Genomic DNA, 18,542 nt, shown 5'->3' on the forward strand with positions numbered 1-18,542 from the left:
TTCTTGCCGAGATCGCCGACACGTTCCAGGTCGGCGGCAATGCGCAGCACGCCGATGATCTCGCGCAGGTCGCCTGCCATCGGCTGGCGCCGCGCGATCGTCACGATCGCCTTTTCCTGGATCTCGCGCTCGGCATTGTCGAGGATCACGTCGTCCGAGATGATCTTCTGGGCAAGCGCCGCATCCGAATTCACCAGCGCGCGCACGGCTGCGCCGCACATCTCCTCGGCCAGACCGCCCATCTCGGAAATCCGGCGGTTCAGGTATTTCAGGTCTTCGTCAAAGGCTGACAGAATATGCGTGGAAGACATCTCATTTCCTTCCGAAAAAAGGCTTGGGCCCCAAAACAACAGGCGAAAATCGGCAGAACCGGAAGGCTCAGCCGAAGCGGCCCATGATGTAATCCTGCGTGCGCTGGTCGTCGGGGTTGGTGAACATCTTGTCGGTGTCGTTCTCCTCGACGAGCAGGCCGAGGTGGAACATCGCCGTGCGCTGCGAGACGCGGGCGGCCTGCTGCATGGAGTGCGTCACGATGACGATCGTGAAATTGGTGCGCAGCTCGTGGATGAGTTCCTCGACCTTGGCGGTCGCGATCGGGTCAAGCGCCGAGCAGGGCTCGTCCATCAGGATGATTTCCGGCGAAACGGCGACGGCGCGTGCAATGCACAGGCGCTGCTGCTGGCCACCCGAAAGGCCCGTGCCGGATTCATGCAGGCGATCCTTGACCTCGTTCCAGAGACCGGCCTTCTGCAGCGAAGCGGCGACGATGTCGTCCAGTTCCGACTTCTTGCGGGCAAGGCCGTGGATGCGCGGGCCATAGGCAACGTTCTCGTAGATCGACTTCGGGAACGGGTTCGGCTTCTGGAACACCATGCCGACCTTGGCGCGCAGCTGCACCGGATCGACCTTGGCATCGTAGATGTTTTCACCGTCGATCAGGATATGGCCTTCGACCCGGCAGCTGTCGATCGTGTCGTTCATGCGGTTGAGGCAGCGCAGGAAGGTTGACTTGCCGCAACCCGACGGCCCGATGAAGGCGGTGACGGAACGCGGACGGATCTCGATGCTGACATCGCGAAGCGCATGCTTCTCGCCGTAATAGACCTGCACATTGCGGGCGGAGATTTTCGTTTCGGTCATGGGGGAGGCCTTCGTGGTCGTCGTCGTCGTGTTCATGGAAGAGATGCTATTCATGGTCAGACCTCCTACCAACGGCGCTCGTAGCGGCGGCGCAAGATGATTGCGGACAAGTTCATCAGGATCAGGAAGACCAGCAGGACGATGATGGCGCCGGATGCCCGTTCGATGAAGGCCGGATCGCCGCGCTGCGTCCAGTTGTAGACCTGGACCGGAAGCGCGGAGGCCGGATCGAAAAAGCCTTCCGGCGGACCGGCCGGATAATCACGGACGAAAGCGACCATGCCGATCAGGAGCAACGGGGCCGTTTCGCCGAGCGCACGCGCCAGGCCGATGATGGTGCCGGTCAGGATGCCGGGCATCGCAAGCGGCAGCACGTGATGGAAGATCGCCTGCATCTTGGAGGCGCCGACGCCGAGTGCCGCATCGCGGATCGACGGCGGCACCGATTTCAGCGCCGCACGGGTGGCGATGATGATGGTCGGAAGCGTCATCAGGGTCAGCACGAGACCGCCAACCACCGGCGCCGATTGCGGCAGGCCGGCAAAGTTGATGAAGGCGGCAAGGCCGAGGATACCGAAGACGACGGAGGGAACGGCGGCCAGATTGGCGATGTTCACTTCGATCAGATCGGTAAAGCGGTTCTGCGGTGCGAATTCCTCGAGATAGATCGAGGCGGCAACGCCGAGCGGCAGCGACAGCACCAGCACGATGACCATCATGTAGACGGAGCCGAGGATGGCGACGCCGAGACCGGCAGCTTCCGGACGTGTGTCCGAGGCATCCGGGGCTGTGAAGAAGCCCCAGTTGAAATGCGTGACCAGAATGCCGGCCGACTTCAGCTTGTCGGCGAGCTGCAGCTGCGCCGGCGAGATGTTGCGATCCAGCTTTGCGCTCTCCATGGTCACGCGACCCTTGTAGTAGCCGTCGATGCGACCGGAGGCGAGCAGATCGAAATTGACCGTCGTGCCGATGGCCTGCGGATGGGCAAGCACATAACGGCGCAGATCGGCAGCCGCTTCCTTGGAAATCAGCTCGCCGGCGGCCTTGGCGCTGACGCCATCACCCGTCACGCCCTTGGCGGCCATGGCATCCGCCATCGCCTTTTCGATCAGCGGCGCATAGCCGAAGGTAGTGACCTTGGCGATTTCAGCCGGATCGCGCTTGCCGCCCTTGTCGAGCTTGGCCGGGTCCAGAAAGATGTCGAGCGAGATATAGGTCTGGCGGAAGGATGACAGGCCGTTCGACAGGATGGAGCCCAGCAGGAAGACGAGAACGAAGACGCCGACGAGAACAGCCACCAGGCCCATCATCCGGAAACGGGTTTCGGCAGCATTACGGCGGCGGGTGCGCTCATCGAGTTCGAGAAGGGACTTGCCCCTTGGCGCAAGAGCGCTGGCGCCGGTAACGGTGAGATCGGTCATTCGTACTGCTCCCGGTATTTGCGCACGATGTAGAGGGCGAGAACATTCAGCGCCAGCGTGAAGGTGAAGAGGGTCAGACCGAGCGCGAAGGCGACGAGCGTTTCCGGGCTCGAAAATTCGGAGTCGCCGGTCAGCTGGCTGACGATCTTGACCGTGACCGTGGTCATGGCTTCGAAGGGGTTGAGCGACAGCTTGGCGGAGGCGCCGGCACCGAGGACCACGATCATGGTTTCGCCGATGGCGCGGCTGGCGGCGAGCAGCACCGCACCGACGATGCCCGGAAGAGCGGCCGGCATGACCACCTTCTTGATGGTTTCCGAGCGGGTGGCGCCGAGACCGTAGGAACCGTCACGCAGGGCCTGCGGGACGGCATTGATGATGTCGTCCGACAGGGAGCTGACGAAGGGGATGATCATCACGCCCATGACCAGACCCGCCGTAAGAACGGAGGAGGAGGACGAACCGAGACCGAGCGGCTGGGCAAAGTAATCGCGCAGGAAGGGGCCGATGGTGACCAGCGCGAACAGGCCGTAGACGATGGTCGGGATCCCCGCCAGCATTTCGATGGCGGGCTTGGCAAAGCTGCGCATCGAGCGACCGGCATATTCCGAGAGGTAGATGGCGATCATCAGGCCGATCGGCACTGCCACCAGAAGCGCGATGAAGGAGACATACATCGTGCCCCACAGCAGCGGCAGGATGCCGAGCTCGGAACCGCCGCGGAATTGCGGGTTCCAGACGGTCGAGAAGAAGAACTGCGAGGCCGGATAGATCTTGAAGAAGGTGATCGTCTCGAACACCAGGGAGAAGACGATGCCGATGGTCGTCAGGATCGCGATGAGCGACGAGGCAATCAGCAGCGATTTGACGAAGCCTTCGCTGATGTTGCGCGCCCGCATCTGCGGTTCGATGCGACGATAGGCCAGGAAGGCCAGCGCCAGCGAGACGCCGAGCACCGCAATGGTCATCGCGAGAGCGCCACTCTTGGTGGTCTGGCGATAGGCTCGTGCCGCCTCGAACACGACGGGCTGCACCTCGCCCGCCAGCGCGACGCCGACCTCGGCCAGCCGCGCACGCACGGTCTGCGTATTGGCAGAAATGGTGTTCAGTTCGTCTTCGCCAAGACCGCCGCGTGCCAGAACGGCATCGAGACCGCCAGCAATACGGCGCACATCCGACATGACCAGGCTGCGGGCGCTGCCCTGGGCAATGGCACTGTCAGGGATCATGCCGCTGACGCGGCTTTCAACGACGATCGGCTGAACCAGCAGCCAGACGATCAGGAGAAGCAGGGCAGGCACGGCAGCGAAAAGCGCGACCGTCTGGCCATAATAGCCGGACAGGGAATGCAGCTTGATGCCGCTCTGCGCCGACAGCGAAAGGGCCTGTCTCTTGCCGGCAATATAGCCGGCGGCCGCAAACGCCAACACAACAAGAATAATGATGCCAACGTTCATCTTGGCCGCATCCTTCAAACAAAGGGAAATCCGGCGGCGCGATCGTCGCGCCGCCGGGCGTTTGTTTCAGATCAGTTCAGCGGGCCCATCGGCTTGCGGGCCTTGACGGCTTCCTGGGTCTTCTTCAGCTCCGGATCGGAAACCAGACCATAGGCAGCGAGCGGGCCGTTCGGGCCGGCCATTTCGTCCGACACGAAGAACTCGACGTACTGCTGCAGGCCCGGAATGACGTCCAGGTGCGCATTCTTCACGTAGAAGTAGAGCGGACGCGAAACCGGGTACTTGCCGGAAGCGATGGTTTCGACGGACGGAACGATGCCGGCCATCGTGGCGACCTGCAGCTTGTCGGTGTTGTTCTGGTAGAAGGACAGACCGAAAATGCCGATGCCGTTCTTGTTGGCGTCGACGCGGGCCAGCGTTTCCGGATAGTCGCCGTCGATGTCAACGGCAACGCCGTCGGTGCGGATGGCGGCGCAAACCTTGGTGGCGGCAGCCTTGTCGTTGTTGTTGGCAGCAAGCGCAACGTCGTAAGTGCCGTCTTCCTTGCAGCCGTCAACGATGACCTTCTCGTCGAACACTTCGCGGGTGCCGTGCTTGGTGCCCGGAATGAAGGCCAGGATCGGCTGCGCCGGCAGGTCGGCGCGAACGTCCTTCCAGGTCTTGTTCGGGTTGTCGATCAGCTTGCCATCCTTGACGATCTTGGCGGCCAGAGCCTTGTGCCAGTCAGCCTGGGTGAAGGCGAACTTCGGGCCCTTGATGTCGGAGGCGAATACGATGCCATCGTAACCGATGCGGACTTCCTGGATCTCGGTCACGCCGTTCTTGGCGCAGGTCTCGATGTCGGACTTGGAAATGCGCGAAGAGGAATTGGCGATGTCGATGGTGTTTTCACCTGCGCCTTCGCACAGCTTCTTGCGGCCGGCGCCCGAACCACCGCCTTCAACGACGGGGGTCGCAAACTTGGTGTTTTCACCGAAGGCTTCGGCAACGATCGAGGCATAGGGCAGAACGGTCGAGGAACCGGCAATCTGGATCTGGTCGCGCGCAGCAGCAGCGCCGGAAAACGCGACAGAGGCCACGAGGGCAGCCGCGGAAAGTTTCAGGATGTTCATTGGTGATCTCCCGTGATGGGCTTGTGTGAGTTCGTCTCAACCGGCGCTCGCTCTCGCCAGTGAGTAGGCAACCATCTCATAGCTGCCGCAGCGCCACCCTTTTATGTCAGTTCCGTGAAACATTTGTGACAGACCAAGCTTTTGATCTATAACAACAATTTCAAGACCCCCGAGAGCCAGACGTTTCTGTATGTTAAAAACGGACGGTGAAATCCGTGCCCTTGCCCAGCTCGGAGGTAATGATCAGCCGTGCACGATGACGGGTGAGGATATGCTTGACGATGGCAAGGCCAAGCCCGGTCCCCTTCTTGGAGCGGCTGTCGGCCACGCTGACGCGGTAGAAACGCTCCGTCAGACGCGGCACATGCTCGGCCGGAATGCCGGGACCATTGTCGACGACACTCAATTCCACCGGCTGCGAAGGCGCGTTGCGCAGGTAGACATCAACGAACTTTCCCTCCTGGCCATATTTGCAGGCATTCTCCACGAGATTCTCGATCACCTGCACCAGTTCATCCCGGTCCCCCATCACCTCGACCTTGGCCGACGGCAGATGCAGGCGGATTTCCACGCCGAGATCCTGGGCCAGCGGCAGAAGGCTGTCGCGCACATGACCCGCCAGAGGCACGAGATCGACCCGCTGGCTGGGGGCGATATGCGCCTTCAACTCCAGCCGCGACAGAGACAGGAGATCGTCCACCAACCGGCTCATGCGGTTGGCCTGATCGAGCATGATGCCGAGAAAGCGCTCATGCGCACCAGGATCCCCCTTGGCAGGCCCCTGCAGGGTCTCGATGAAGCCGCGAAGCGACGCAAGCGGCGTGCGCAGTTCGTGACTGGCATTGGCCACGAAATCGGAGCGCATGCGGTCGATCCGGCGCAATTCGGATATATCGCGGAAGGACAGCGCATAACAGAAGCCGGCGGCGGCCGGATCAGTGCCCTCTGCCGCCGGCGGCACACCGATCGGCGCGATCCGCAGCAGGAAGACGCGTTCGGAGGGGTGGCGCTCGGAATACTCGATCTGGTTCGGCTGACCGGTGGCAATGGTTTCACGCACCATGTCCAGAATACCGGGCGCGCGCAGCCGCACCGAAAGATGAGAGCCGGCAGCGATTTCGCCAAAGGCGTCCTGGGCCGCATCGTTCTGGAACAGCACGTTGGCGTCGGCGCCAAGCACCATCACGGGCATGTCGAGTGCGGAATAGGCGACGCAGAGATCGATCATGGGGTCGCGCGGAAGCGGCGGCTCCGGGATATCTTCCGGCTCGTCCTCCTCGGTGATCGGCAGGGACGGCGACAAAAGCAGCGAGAGCAGGATCAACGTCCAACCGGCTGCGACGAACAGCGGGTTGATCTCCGCCGCAAGCGCCAGGGCCGCCAGCAGGGTGGCGGATGCCACCACCAGCCAGCCCCGCCGCAATGTCTCGCCGCGCCCCGCCTTCACATTCCGCAACGCCATACTCGCCTCTCCGACCCCGGCCGACACCGGCACGCACGCGCCGGAATTCGGTGCGCGCACCAACTTGACCGGTGGTGATATCTGCCTCGCATGACAGATATACATCGATGCGGCAATGCAACCTTGAAATTCGGCTTGTCCGCAACATTGCAATGCACCGTTTGATGCGGGTGCCGGAACAAAGAGCGGGGGCAGAGCCTTGATAGAAAACGCACCTTCTGCCTCAATGCACCGACGCCGGATCGGCAGGAGGGCAAGGGCATGAACAGGATGAACGGGACTGCAGCATGAATGAAATGACGAGCAGCCGGGCCGTGACGCTCGACATCGGTGGCGAACGGCATGTCTTTGACATTGATGACCCCACATTGCCCAAATGGATCAGCGAGAAGGCTCTGTCCTCCGGCGGCTATCCCTACGACAAGAAACTGGACGACGACCGCTACGAAGCCGAGCTTCGGCTGCTGCAGATCGAACTCGTCAAGGTCCAGTCCTGGCTGCAGGAAAGCGGCGAGCGCGTGATGGCACTGTTCGAGGGACGCGATGCCGCCGGCAAGGGTGGCTCGATCTTTGCGGTGCGCGCCTATCTCAACCCGCGCGAGGCGCGGGTCGTCGCGCTTCCGAAGCCGACGCCGACGGAAGCCGGCCAGTGGTATTTCCAGCGCTATGTCGAACATTTCCCGACCGCCGGAGAGATCGTGCTGTTCGACCGCTCATGGTACAACCGCGCCGTTGTGGAGCCGGTGATGGGCTTCTGCACGCCCAAACAGCACCGCCATTTCCTCAAGGCAGCACCGGTCTTCGAAAAGCTCATCGTCGACGATGGTATCCACTTCTTCAAGTTCTGGCTCGATATCGGCCGCGAAATGCAGCTGAAGCGCTTTCATGACCGCCGGCATGACCCGCTGAAGATCTGGAAGCTCTCGCCGATGGACATCGCTTCGCTCGACCGCTGGAAAGAGTATGGCGAGAAACGCGACCAGATGCTGGAGGAAACCCATACCGACCACGCACCGTGGACGGTGGTGCGCGCCAATGACAAGCGCAGGGCCCGGCTCTCCATCATCCGCCACCTGCTGGACAGCCTCGACTATACGGGCAAGGACAGCAAGGCCATCGGCCAGATCGACAAGCGCATCCTCGACTTCGGTCCGAAGGCTTTTCGGTAGGTCGCCACCCGTTGCGGGCCACTGTTGCGTGTGATGCAGCCTGTGCAGACCGAAGGTTATGGCAGGTGCGCCATGCGGACCGCATGACTGCCGGGCTCACTGCCCCGGCAGCACGCGCAGCGAATAGACCAGCACACCGGTGCCGCCGTTCAGGATATCGCTGTTGAGATAGATACGCCCCGGCTGGTTTGGCACCACGCCGCCCGGGAAGGTGACGCGGAACAGTGTGTCGGCGCGCTCCTGCGTGGCCAGCACGCGGTGTCGCGAGCAATCGCCAATGCCGGGGAAATCACAGCGCACAGCAAGCTGGACGGAGACATCGCCCACAGATTGCAGGGTCAAGGCCATGGTGGAGGTCTTGCCCGCCAGTTCGCGCAGAATGGCGGCCGGCACCTCGACGGCCACCTCGCCATTGGCATTCGGCACGGCAGAGGTAATCTTCAGCGCCGGCCCATCGGCCATGGCAACGGTTTCGACGGTCGCGGCAGAGCCGGCGGTCGCCACAGCCTTGCGGTCAGGACCGAACACTTCCAGCCAGTCCGCCGAAAAGCCGCGCTGCGGATCGAAATGCGACGGGGCGCCCGCGCCATCCTGTTCAGAACGCTGCGCGACCTGGCCGGAAAGACCGGTTTCGCGCGGCATCAGCGCCTGCAACAGGCCGGTATTCGCCGCCCACCAGAGGCCGATGCCCGCAAGAATGAGAAAGGTGAGCAGGGTAAACAGGCTGGAGAGCACACCACCGCGCCGGCGACGACGCTTTTCGCCTGGAACGGCAGGCGCAAGGCCATCCTTCGCCCTCCCCCCGGAGGCGGCCTTTGCCTTGCGGCCGCGCGACACCTTCTGCGGACGCCCAGCTTTGCCAAGGGGATGCGTTGCCGGCCGTTCGGCCGAGCGCTCGGCGCGCATGCCATCCAGACCGCCAAGGACTGCCTCGCCCGCCTGCGGCGCGCTCGCCGCGGGAGAGGAAACAGCCATGTCAAGACTTGCTTCAGGTGGCATGCCTGCGGCCGGCGCTGCATCGCGACGCACGGCAGACACGCTGGGTGCAGGAGCAGAAGCCGCACTGGCACTGCGTGTGGCCGTCACGTCAGGGGCCGGAGGCGAGACGCTCGGTGCGGACGCGGCACCGGCACCTGGAACATGATTCGTAGAAACGGCCGAATCCGGGGCCGGGGCCGGGGCGGCAGGTGCCACGGTCTCTGGCGCGGCAGGGTGTCGGGCTTGACCACCGTCATCGCGTCCGGACAGCCCAACGGAAGGCATGATCGCCAGGAGATCCGGCGCGTCATCCGGCACGCGGGCACGTTCTTCCGCCTCGATCTCGCGGATCTTCGCCTCCAGCCGCCGGCGTTCGGCGTCGATCACGGCGTCATCAGTGACCTCCTGCTTGCGCAGTCCCGCCTCCAGCGCCTGCCGGGCCGACTGGTAGATGCGAGCGCGGAGATCGGCGTCGCCGCGGTCGCTCCGCGCCAGCGCATTCCTGATTGCCGTTTCCAAACCGCTCACTGCCTGCCCTTTGCTTCCATCCGAACCCGTACCGCTCCTCGGTAAACGCTCGCCCGACGATCCGCAAGCGCCACCGCAAAGCCCTGCTTGTAAGGCCATACAAGGCGGGCTGATGGCAAATCATGCCGCAAGATGGAAAAGAAGCGAAAATCCACACTTGAAATCTCTCCGCTTTGCCTGTATCAGCCGCCCCACACCGCCGGTCCAGTGCTGGACAGAGGCGCGCAGGCCGCTTTAGCTCAGTCGGTAGAGCACATCATTCGTAATGATGGGGTCACGTGTTCGAGTCACGTAAGCGGCACCATTCTCACTATCTCTCGATTGATTGCCCGAAATTTTCGTGCATCAGTTATCTATCTCCCGCGCATGAAAAACCCCGCCTCTGATGGCAGAGACGGGGTTCGCGAGGTGGACTGCAGTGCGGCTTACATCCAGTAGGGCGGCACGCCGTAGTAGTCGTAGACCGTGCGATCGTTGTTGCGATAGAAGCGGTCGTCGTCGAGGTTGTCGAAACGCGGGGCGGCGGTGATCTGGTCCTTGGTCAGGTCGATACGGTAGCCGTCGAGTTCCTCGTCATAGCGCAGCTTTTCCCAGGGCAGCGGGTAGTAATCGTCGCCGATCCCCAGGAAGCCGCCGAAGCTCAGCACGGCATAAGCCACCCTGCCGCCGCGCTTTTCCAGAATCACGCGCTCGATGCTGCCGATGCGCTTGCCGTCGGCGCCATAGACGCGCGTACCTTCCACCTTGTCGCTGGCGATCAGCGCGTAGCTGTCCTTCACGTAAGGGTCCTGTCCGGCCTTCGGTTCCTGATGCAACATGATGTGCCTCCTCTCGTTTGGCTGTGGATAAGGACCGAACGCGCTTCGCGGCCAACATGTTCCAGCCCAAGGAGAAGATGCGGGCCGGATCGAGACACTTCCACAATATTGACGTTTACGTCAAAGTTATTTAGCTTTTTCCGTCAGCTGGTGTAGGATCGCCTGCATGGTCAGGAAGGGGTCGCATGTCCGGAGTGGAGGCCGGGCGTGAGACTCGTCAAACGGAGGAGAAAAGGCCGCCATGACTCACATGTCTCATGCACCGACGAAACAGGCGGCCGATCGCATCTGGCTTGCATCCTATCCCCCCACGGTGCCGGCCGACCTGCCTCCCCTTGCGCATCGCTCGCTCGGCCATCTGTTCGAGGAAAGCTGCCTGCGCTATGCCGAGCGCGTTGCCTTTTCCAGCATGGGCAGGGAAATGACCTTCCGGGATCTGGAGGAGGCCAGCCGCCAGGTGGCCGTCTGGCTGCAGGGCATGGGGCTTTCCAAGGGCGACCGGGTGGCGGTGATGATGCCGAACATCCTCCAGAACCCCGTCACCGTCTATGGCATCTTGCGGGCTGGCCTCGTGGTGGTCAACGTCAACCCGCTCTACACGCCGCGCGAGCTGGAGCATCAGCTGAACGATTCCGGGGCGCGGGCGATCTTCGTGCTGGAAAACTTCGCCCACACCGTGCAGCAGGTGGTGGCACGCACGCCGGTGCGCCATGTCATCGTCACCACCATGGGCGACATGCTGGGCCTCAAGGGCCATATCGTCAATCTGGTGGTCCGCCGTATCAAGAAGCTGGTGCCGGCCTGGTCCATTCCGTCCGCCCTCTCCTTCCGCCAGGTTCTCTCGGCCGGCGCGCGAGGCACGCTGACACCGGTCGACATGGGCCTCGATGACCTTGCCTTCCTCCAATATACCGGCGGCACCACGGGCATTTCCAAGGGCGCGATGCTGACGCACCGCAATCTGCTCTGCAACAAGGACCAGATGAGCTACTGGCTGGACAGCGCCTTTCTGCGCCAGAAGCGGCCGGACGTGCTGAACTTTCTCTGCGCCCTGCCGCTTTATCACATCTTCGCGCTGACGGTGAATTCGCTGATGGGCATTGCCACCGGCAGCCACAACGTGCTGATTGCCAATCCGCGCGATCTGCCGGCGCTGGTGAAGGAGATCGAGAAGCATCGCATCCACATCTTTCCAGGACTGAACACGCTGTTCAATGCGCTGATGAACAACGAGCAGTTCCGCAAGCTCGATCACTCCTCGCTGATCCTGGTGTTTGGCGGCGGCATGGCAGTGCAGAGGCCGGTGGCGGAGCGCTGGTACGAGATGACCGGCTGCGCAATCACCGAAGGTTACGGCCTTTCGGAAACCTCACCGGTGGCAACGGCAAATCGCGTGGACGTTACAGACTTCACTGGCACCATCGGCCTGCCCGTCTCCTCCACCGAGGTGACGATTCGCGATGAGGACGGCACGATCCTTACCCATGGCGAAGTGGGCGAGATCTGCATCCGTGGCCCGCAGGTGATGGCTGGCTACTGGAACCGCCCGGACGAGACGGCGAAGGCGATGACCGCGGACGGCTATTTCCGCTCCGGCGACATGGGCTACATGGATGCGCGCGGCTTTATCAAGATCGTCGACCGCAAGAAGGACATGATCCTGGTCTCCGGCTTCAACGTCTATCCGAACGAGGTGGAGGAAGTGGCCGCCATGCATCCCGGCGTGCTGGAATGCGCGGCCATCGGCGTACCGGACGAGAATTCAGGCGAGGCGGTCAAGCTCTTCGTGGTGAAGAAGGATCCGGCGCTGACGGAGACGGCGCTCAAGGCCCATTGCGCCGAGAACCTGACCAACTACAAGCGGCCGAGGCACATCGAGTTTCGCACCGAACTGCCAAAATCACCGGTCGGCAAGATCCTCCGGCGCGAACTGCGCACGAAGTGACGAATCCATGTTATCGTCACGAAACGTGATGGCGGCCGGATGGACGGATCCGGTCGCGCGCCCTAGAAAGAACTGCGATTGTCTGGCCCGGCCGGACGCCCCGTCCTCAAGCCCCGGTGTCCGCCTTGTCCAAGCCCACCTCCCTGTCCGCGATCGCCCTGCTTGGCCTGCTCACGCTTCTGTCCGGCTGCGCCAGCCGTGCGGAAGGCGTGCTGGTGCCGATTGCGGTCGAAAACCCGGCCACCTCCAAGGTCAATGTGCTGGTCGCCACCACCCGCAAGGAATCGGATGTGCCCGGCATGCTCTATTCCGGCGAGCGGGGACAGAAGCCGGAGGTGACGGCAATCACCGTCTCCATTCCGCCGGACAAGAGCCGCAAGATCGGCCAGGTGCAATGGCCGCGCCGTCTGCCGCCTGATCCGATGAAGGATTTCGCCACCACCAAGGTGGAGCCCTACAATCGCGGCGAGGCGCGCGCCTGGCTGAGGCGGCAGCTGCCGCCGAGCGGCCGCGTTCTGGTCTTCGTGCATGGCTTCAACAACCAGTATGAGGATGCTGTCTATCGCTTTGCGCAGATCGTGCATGACAGCGGCGCGGATGTGGCGCCGGTGCTGTTCACCTGGCCTTCGCGGGGCAGCGTCTTTGCCTACAATTATGACAAGGAAAGCACCAACTATTCCCGCCACGCGCTGGAAGACCTGCTGCGCGACCTCTCCAAGGATGCGCGCGTGCGGGACATCACCGTGATGGCCCATTCCATGGGGTCGTGGCTGACGGTAGAGGCGCTGCGACAGATGGCAATCCGCGATGGCCGCGTCACCCCCAAGATCCGCAACGTGATCCTCGCCTCCCCCGATCTCGACGTCGACGTGTTCGGTCAGCAGATGGCGGAAATCGGCCATCCGCGTCCGGCCTTCACGCTGTTCGTCTCTCAGGATGACCGGGCGCTCAATCTCTCGCGCCGTATTTCCGGCAATGTCGATCGCCTCGGCCAGGTGGATCCGCGTGTGGAACCCTACCGTTCCGCCTTCGAGAAAGCCGGCATCACCGTGCTGGATCTGACGGCCCTACAGGGCGGTGATGCGCTGAACCACGGCAAGTTCGCCGAAAGCCCGGAGGTGGTGCGCCTGATCGGCAACCGGCTGATCGCCGGCCAGACGGTGACGGATTCGCCGGTCGGGCTCGGCGAAAGCATCGGCGCGCTGGCGGTCGGCACGGCGCAGACGGTGGGCAGTGCGGCAAGCGTTGCCGTCAGCGCTCCGATTGCCGTTTTCGATCCGCGCACGCGCCGCACCTATACCGAACAGGTGGATCGCTTTGGCCAGAGCCTGGGCGGCACGCTGCAAACGGCCGTCGGGCAGTAAAGAGAACCGTCTTTGCCCTTGCCGTGCTTGATTTGACATGGAAAGCGAATAGGTTCCTCTCACCCACTGATGACCCTTGAGGAGTGCCATGCAGGCGATCGTCGAACAGCTGAAATCCACCGCCGCCGCCACCCATGCGACGGATATCCGCGCCGCCTTTGCCGCCGACAGCGCCCGCTTCGACACATTCAGCGCCCGGTTTGACGACCTGCTGATGGACTATTCGAAATGCGCCGTGAACGCGGAGATCATGGCCCTGCTCGAAAGCCTTTTCATCGAGGGCGGCGTTGCGGCAAAGCGCGAGGAGATGTTCTCCGGCAAGGCGATCAACTTCACCGAAAACCGCGCCGTGCTGCACACCGCGCTGCGCAACCGCTCCAACACGCCGGTGCTGGTCGACGGCAAGGACGTGATGCCGGATGTGAACGCGGTGCTTGCCGCCATGGGCGCATTTGCGGACGGTATCCGCTCCGGCGCGCTGAAAGGGGCGACCGGCAAGGCGATCACGGATGTCGTCAACATCGGTATCGGCGGTTCGGATCTCGGCCCGGTCATGGCAACGCTGGCACTTGCGCCCTTCCATGACGGCCCGCGCGCGCATTTCGTCTCCAATGTCGATGGCGCCCATATTGCCGATACGCTGAAGCTGCTCGATGCGGAAACCACGCTGTTCATCGTCGCCTCCAAGACGTTCACCACCATCGAAACGATGACGAATGCGGCCTCCGCCCGCGCCTTCATTGCCGATGCGCTTGGCGAAAGCGCCGTGAAGCATCACTTCGCCGCCGTGTCCACCGCGCTCGACAAGGTCGCCGCCTTCGGCATCGACAGCGACCGGATTTTCGGTTTCTGGGATTGGGTTGGCGGCCGCTATTCCATCTGGTCGGCCATCGGCCTGCCGCTGATGCTGGCGATCGGCCCGAAGAATTTCGAGGATTTCCTCGCCGGCGCCCATGCCATGGACACGCATTTCCGCGAGGCGCCGGTGCGCCAGAACCTGCCGGCGCTGCTCGGCCTTCTCGGCTATTATCACCGCAACGTGCTGAACTATCCCTCGCGCGCCATCCTGCCCTATGACCAGCGCCTGTCGCGCTTCCCGGCCTATCTGCAGCAGCTCGACATGGAATCGAACGGCAAGGGGGTCACCATCGACGGCACGCCGGTCGAGGGGCAGTCCGGCCCGGTGGTCTGGGGCGAGCCCGGCACCAACGGCCAGCACGCTTTCTACCAGCTGATCCACCAGGGCACGAGCGTCATCCCGGCGGAATTCATGGTGGCGGCCAAGGGCTTCGAACCGCATCTGCGCCACCAGCACGAACTGCTGATCGCCAATTGCCTCGCCCAGTCGGCAGCTCTGATGAAGGGTCGCACGCTGGAGGAAGCCAAGGCGCAGCTTCTGAAATCGGGCATGGACGAGGCCAAGGCCGACCATATCGCGCCGCACCGTGTCTTTACCGGCAACCGTCCGTCGCTGACCTTCGTCTACGACCAGCTGACGCCGTTCGCGCTGGGCCGCCTGATCGCCCTTTATGAGCACCGCGTCTTCGTGGAAGGCGTGCTGTTCCGCATCAACTCCTTCGACCAGTGGGGCGTGGAGCTGGGCAAGGAACTGGCGACCGGCCTTCTGCCGGTGGTGCAGGGCAAGACCGGCACCGATGGGCAGGATGCCTCGACCGCAGGGCTGGTCAAGGCACTACGCGCCTCGGCCTGAGCCGGCAGCAAGACGGTGACCGACAGTCATGCGCCCGTGCCACCTGGCACGGGCGTTCTGGTTTTCCCTGCAGAAATGGGGAGCAGGCAGAATGAGCGGACAATCGGTGGCGCTGGTCACGGGAGCAGCAACAGGTATCGGCGCGGCCATCGCGCGGCGTCTGGCGCAATCGGGCTTTGCGATCGTTGCGAGCGATATCACCGCCTGCGACGAAACTGTCCGATCCATTCAGGAGACAGGCGGCAACGCCCTGTCCATTGAGGCGGATATCGCATCTGAGGATGCCTTTGCCCGGAGGTTCGACCACAGCGAAGACCGGTTCGGCGGCGTCGACGTGCTCGTCAACAATGCCGGCATCATGATCCGCAAGCCGATGGTCGACATTACCGACGCGGAGTTCGACCGGCAGATTGCCGTCAACCTCACCGGCACGTTCCGGGGTTTGCGCGAAGCCGCGCGACGGCTACGCAGCGGCGGACGCATCATCAGCATTTCCAGCTCGGTCGCGACGATGGCCTCGCCGAACTACAGCATCTATGCCGCCACCAAATCCGCCGTCGAGACAATGACCTCGGTGCTTGCCAAGGAATTGCGGGGACGCAACATCACGGTCAACGCGGTGGCGCCGGGCGCGACGGCCACCGACCTGTTTCTCACCGACAAGAGCCCGGAGGCGATCGAGGCCTTTGCTCGGCTGGCGCCGCTTGAGCGCATTGGAACGCCCGGGGAGATTGCTTTTGTCGTGGCTTTCCTCGCCGGGCCCGAAGGAGCCTGGATCAATGGCCAGACCATTCACGCCAATGGCGGTGTGGTCTGACAACCACCATTCGGCAGAAGCGGCCCCGCACCACCTTCGGTGACGGGGTCGCATCCGCCGCTGTGGGCGCACCTATTCGGCTGGCGCCAAGACGGGATCCAGCGCGTCGATCCCTTCCTCGCGATCATAGGCGGCCTGATCGAGAATACCCTGGCGCTTGGCGACCAGCGTCGGCACCAGCGCCTGACCGGCGACGTTGACGGCCGTGCGGCCCATGTCGAGGATCGGATCGACGGCAAGCAGCAGGCCGACGCCCTGCAGCGGCAGGCCAAGCGTGGAGAGCGTCAGCGTCAGCATCACGGTTGCCCCCGTCAGGCCGGCTGTGGCGGCCGAGCCAATGACCGAGACGAAGACGATCAGGAAATATTCCTGCACGCCTAGCGGCACGCCATAGAACTGCGCCACGAAGATTGCCGAGATGGCCGGATAGATCGCCGCACAGCCATCCATCTTCGTGGTGGCGCCGAGCGGCACGGCAAAGGCCGCATATTCGCGCGGCACGCCGAGATTGCGCTCCGTGACCTGCTCCGTCAGCGGCAGCGTGCCGATCGAGGAACGCGAGACGAAGGCAAGCTGGATGGCCGGCCAGGCGGAGGCGAAGAAGCGGGCCGGGCTCAGACCATGCGCCAGCAGCAGCAGCGGATAGACGACGAAGAGCACGATGGCGAGGCCGATATAGATCGCGCCGGAGAACCAGCCGAGCGAGGCGAGCGCCTCCCAGCCATAGACGGCGACCGCATTGCCGAGCAGGCCAATGGTGCCGATCGGCGTCAGCCGGATGATCCACCAGAGGATCTTGCGGGTGATGGCCAGCAGCGAGCGGTTGAAGGCGAGGAAGGGTTCTGCCTTCTCCCCCACCTGCAGCGCGGCAATGCCAACGGCAATCGACACCACGAGAATCTGCAGGACGTTGAAGTTGAGCGCCGTGGTGGCGCCACTCTGGCTGATCTTGGTGGAAGCCTGCAGGCCAAGCAGGTTGGCGGGAACGAGCCCCTTCAGGAAATCCAGCCAGGAGCCGGTGCTGGAGGGTGCGGCCGCAGCGGTGGCGGCAAGCCCCGTATTCAGCCCCGGCTGGATGAGAAGGCCGAGCGCAATGCCGATGACGACAGCAATCAGTGCGGTGATCGCAAACCACAGCAGCGTCTGCCAGACGAGGCGGGCGGCATTGTTGAGCTCGCGCAGATTGGCGATGCTGGCGACGATGGCGGTGAAGATCAGCAGTGGCACCAGCGCGCGCAGCAACTGCACGAAGATGGAGCCGACGGTGGAGAGGGTCTGCACCAGCCAGTTCGGGCCTGCATCGGTCGGCCCGATCTGGCGCGCGACATAGCCCAGCACCAGACCGATGACCATGGCGCTCAGCACCTGAAAACCAAAGGACGTGTGAAAGGGCTTTGCGGCCCTTGCAGCAGATGACGACATGATGATGTGTCCCAACAGGAAAAGCGGTCGCAGCCTGAGCGCGACCTTTCGGAAGATGCCCAAATTATGGCTCTTGCGCCCGAATTATCAACGGTACTCATTCCGCATTGCGGACAAACTGCAAAAATTTATTGCAGATGCCCGGCATTTCACCAAAGAAAATGCCGGGACAGAGCCTGCCCCGGCAGTGGATGCATCCTGCGGAGATCTGCGGCTCAGAGGCCGATCTCGTGCGCGAAGGGCGGATTGGCGCCGGCGCGCGAGACGGTGACGGCGGCGGCCTTGGCACCGAGCGCCAGCGCATCGCGCACAGCCTGCTCGGAAAGGCCTGCGACCTTCTGCTTGGTCAGCAGGTTCTGACGCTTCAGCGAGGCGAGAATGCCCGCATCGAAGGTATCGCCGGCACCGACCGTATCCACCACCGTGACGCGCTCGGCGGGCACCACGACCTTGAAGCCGGCCGTATAGCCGACAGCACCTTCCGCGCCGCGGGTGATGACGACGAGCTTTGCCCCCTGCCCCAACCAATAGGCTGCCAGCGTATCATGATCACCGTGCATGCCGAACCATTCCAGGTCCTCGTCCGAGAACTTGATGATGTCGGACATGGCGGCCATGCGGGCCACACGGCCGTGATGCTTTTCACGGTCCTTGATGAAGCCGGGGCGGATGTTCGGATCGAAGGAGATGACGCGGCTCTGGTATTCGCGCGCCATCAGCGTCTCGTAGGTTTCGCCGCAGGGTTCGGGGATCAGGCTGATCGCACCGAAATGCATGGCCTCGATTTCCGGTCCAAGCTCCGGCAGGTCCTCCCGCGAAAGCATGCGGCCGGCGGTGCCTTCATCATAGAAGGCATAGGTTGCCTGGCCGTTGACCAGCTTGACGAAGGCGATTGTCGTGGGACGCGAGGCCGTGGCGCAGAAGCGATAGTCGACATGGCTCTGCTTCAGCGTCTCACGCAGGATGTCGCCCATCATGTCATCGGACAGGCCGGTGAAGAAGCCGGTTGGCTGGCCGAGGCGGCCGAGCGCAATCGCCGTGTTGAAGATGGCACCGCCAGCATAGGGCGCAAACCCGTTTTCCCCGCGCGTGGTTTCACGCGGCAGCATGTCGATGAGGGCCTCTCCACAGCACAAGATCATTGTCGTCCTCCAAAAGCCGAACCGGTCTTCAATCGATTAAATCAGCCTGATGAAAA

17 protein-coding genes and 1 tRNA gene are annotated in these 18,542 nt (G+C 63.1%); 8 read left to right on the top strand and 10 right to left on the bottom strand.

From position 1 onward, the window contains the following. The 6 genes from FNA46_RS02350 to phoR all read right to left on the bottom strand — a co-directional run. Positions 1–311, bottom strand: a 311-nt coding sequence (locus tag FNA46_RS02350) for a phosphate signaling complex PhoU family protein (RefSeq protein ID WP_281288911.1), incomplete at its 3' end; no start/stop codon positions are given. A gap of 67 nt (positions 312–378) precedes the next feature. Next, positions 379–1,140: a phosphate ABC transporter ATP-binding protein PstB gene (gene pstB / locus FNA46_RS02355; protein WP_244618107.1), complete on the bottom strand. Its 762-nt coding sequence runs from the start codon at positions 1,138–1,140 to the stop codon at positions 379–381. A 65-nt stretch (positions 1,141–1,205) separates the two neighbouring features. Beyond that, on the bottom strand, positions 1,206–2,561 hold the full coding sequence (gene pstA / locus FNA46_RS02360) for a phosphate ABC transporter permease PstA (protein WP_142880740.1): 1,356 nt from the start codon (positions 2,559–2,561) through the stop codon (positions 1,206–1,208). Continuing rightward, positions 2,558–4,018, bottom strand: coding sequence for a phosphate ABC transporter permease subunit PstC (pstC, locus tag FNA46_RS02365; RefSeq protein ID WP_142880741.1), 1,461 nt, complete (start codon positions 4,016–4,018; stop codon positions 2,558–2,560). Before pstC ends, pstA begins: the two co-directional genes overlap by 4 nt. Positions 4,019–4,089: 71 nt before the next feature. Continuing rightward, entirely contained in the window at positions 4,090–5,130 is a 1,041-nt protein-coding gene (locus FNA46_RS02370) for a substrate-binding domain-containing protein (RefSeq protein WP_142880742.1), read from the bottom strand. A gap of 193 nt (positions 5,131–5,323) precedes the next feature. Next, on the bottom strand, positions 5,324–6,592 hold the full coding sequence (gene phoR, locus FNA46_RS02375; protein WP_142880743.1) for a phosphate regulon sensor histidine kinase PhoR: 1,269 nt from the start codon (positions 6,590–6,592) through the stop codon (positions 5,324–5,326). A 287-nt stretch (positions 6,593–6,879) separates the two neighbouring features. On the opposite strand from phoR, the gene ppk2 reads away from it, so the two are divergent. Beyond that, positions 6,880–7,761 carry a polyphosphate kinase 2 gene (ppk2, locus tag FNA46_RS02380; RefSeq protein WP_142880744.1) on the top strand — a complete coding sequence of 294 codons (882 nt, stop codon included), beginning with the start codon at positions 6,880–6,882 and terminating at the stop codon, positions 7,759–7,761. A 96-nt stretch (positions 7,762–7,857) separates the two neighbouring features. On the opposite strand, the gene FNA46_RS25890 is transcribed toward ppk2, so the two are convergent. Continuing rightward, positions 7,858–8,736, bottom strand: coding sequence for a hypothetical protein (locus FNA46_RS25890; RefSeq protein WP_185969697.1), 879 nt, complete (start codon positions 8,734–8,736; stop codon positions 7,858–7,860). Here FNA46_RS25890 and FNA46_RS25895 point away from each other — a divergent pair. From FNA46_RS25895 to FNA46_RS02390, 3 genes are all read left to right on the top strand, one after another. After that, positions 8,735–8,905: a hypothetical protein gene (locus FNA46_RS25895; protein WP_185969698.1), complete on the top strand. Its 171-nt coding sequence runs from the start codon at positions 8,735–8,737 to the stop codon at positions 8,903–8,905. The two genes, FNA46_RS25890 and FNA46_RS25895, sit on opposite strands and share 2 nt — an antisense overlap. A 77-nt stretch (positions 8,906–8,982) precedes the next feature. Then, on the top strand, positions 8,983–9,312 hold the full coding sequence (locus tag FNA46_RS26615; RefSeq protein ID WP_185969699.1) for a hypothetical protein: 330 nt from the start codon (positions 8,983–8,985) through the stop codon (positions 9,310–9,312). 183 nt (positions 9,313–9,495) lie between these two features. Continuing rightward, positions 9,496–9,571 (top strand) — tRNA-Thr (locus tag FNA46_RS02390). 121 nt (positions 9,572–9,692) lie between these two features. Here FNA46_RS02390 and FNA46_RS02395 read toward each other — a convergent pair. Further along, entirely contained in the window at positions 9,693–10,085 is a 393-nt protein-coding gene (locus tag FNA46_RS02395; RefSeq protein ID WP_142880745.1) for a PRC-barrel domain-containing protein, read from the bottom strand. Positions 10,086–10,326: 241 nt separating this feature from the next. Here FNA46_RS02395 and FNA46_RS02400 point away from each other — a divergent pair, with 241 nt between their 5' ends. From FNA46_RS02400 to FNA46_RS02415, 4 genes are all read left to right on the top strand, one after another. Then, positions 10,327–12,030, top strand: a complete 1,704-nt coding sequence (locus FNA46_RS02400) for a long-chain fatty acid--CoA ligase (RefSeq protein WP_142880746.1) — start codon at positions 10,327–10,329, stop codon at positions 12,028–12,030. A 125-nt stretch (positions 12,031–12,155) separates the two neighbouring features. Next, positions 12,156–13,394, top strand: coding sequence for an alpha/beta hydrolase (locus FNA46_RS02405; protein WP_142880747.1), 1,239 nt, complete (start codon positions 12,156–12,158; stop codon positions 13,392–13,394). A gap of 88 nt (positions 13,395–13,482) precedes the next feature. Then, positions 13,483–15,105, top strand: a complete 1,623-nt coding sequence (pgi, locus tag FNA46_RS02410) for a glucose-6-phosphate isomerase (RefSeq protein ID WP_142880748.1) — start codon at positions 13,483–13,485, stop codon at positions 15,103–15,105. A gap of 91 nt (positions 15,106–15,196) precedes the next feature. Continuing rightward, positions 15,197–15,922 (top strand): SDR family oxidoreductase, encoded by a 726-nt coding sequence (locus FNA46_RS02415; RefSeq protein ID WP_142880749.1) that lies wholly within the window; start codon positions 15,197–15,199, stop codon positions 15,920–15,922. Between the two features lie 72 nt (positions 15,923–15,994). Here the strand turns inward: FNA46_RS02415 and FNA46_RS02420 are convergent, their stop codons facing one another. After that, complete coding sequence (locus tag FNA46_RS02420) at positions 15,995–17,344, bottom strand: dicarboxylate/amino acid:cation symporter (RefSeq protein ID WP_142880750.1); 1,350 nt, start codon at positions 17,342–17,344, stop codon at positions 15,995–15,997. Positions 17,345–17,559: 215 nt separating this feature from the next. Then, positions 17,560–18,486 (bottom strand): carbohydrate kinase family protein, encoded by a 927-nt coding sequence (locus FNA46_RS02425; RefSeq protein WP_142880751.1) that lies wholly within the window; start codon positions 18,484–18,486, stop codon positions 17,560–17,562. Positions 18,487–18,542 lie beyond the last annotated feature (56 nt).

Source organism: Affinirhizobium straminoryzae (genome assembly GCF_007004135.1).
Taxonomy (GTDB): domain Bacteria; phylum Pseudomonadota; class Alphaproteobacteria; order Rhizobiales; family Rhizobiaceae; genus Neorhizobium; species Neorhizobium straminoryzae.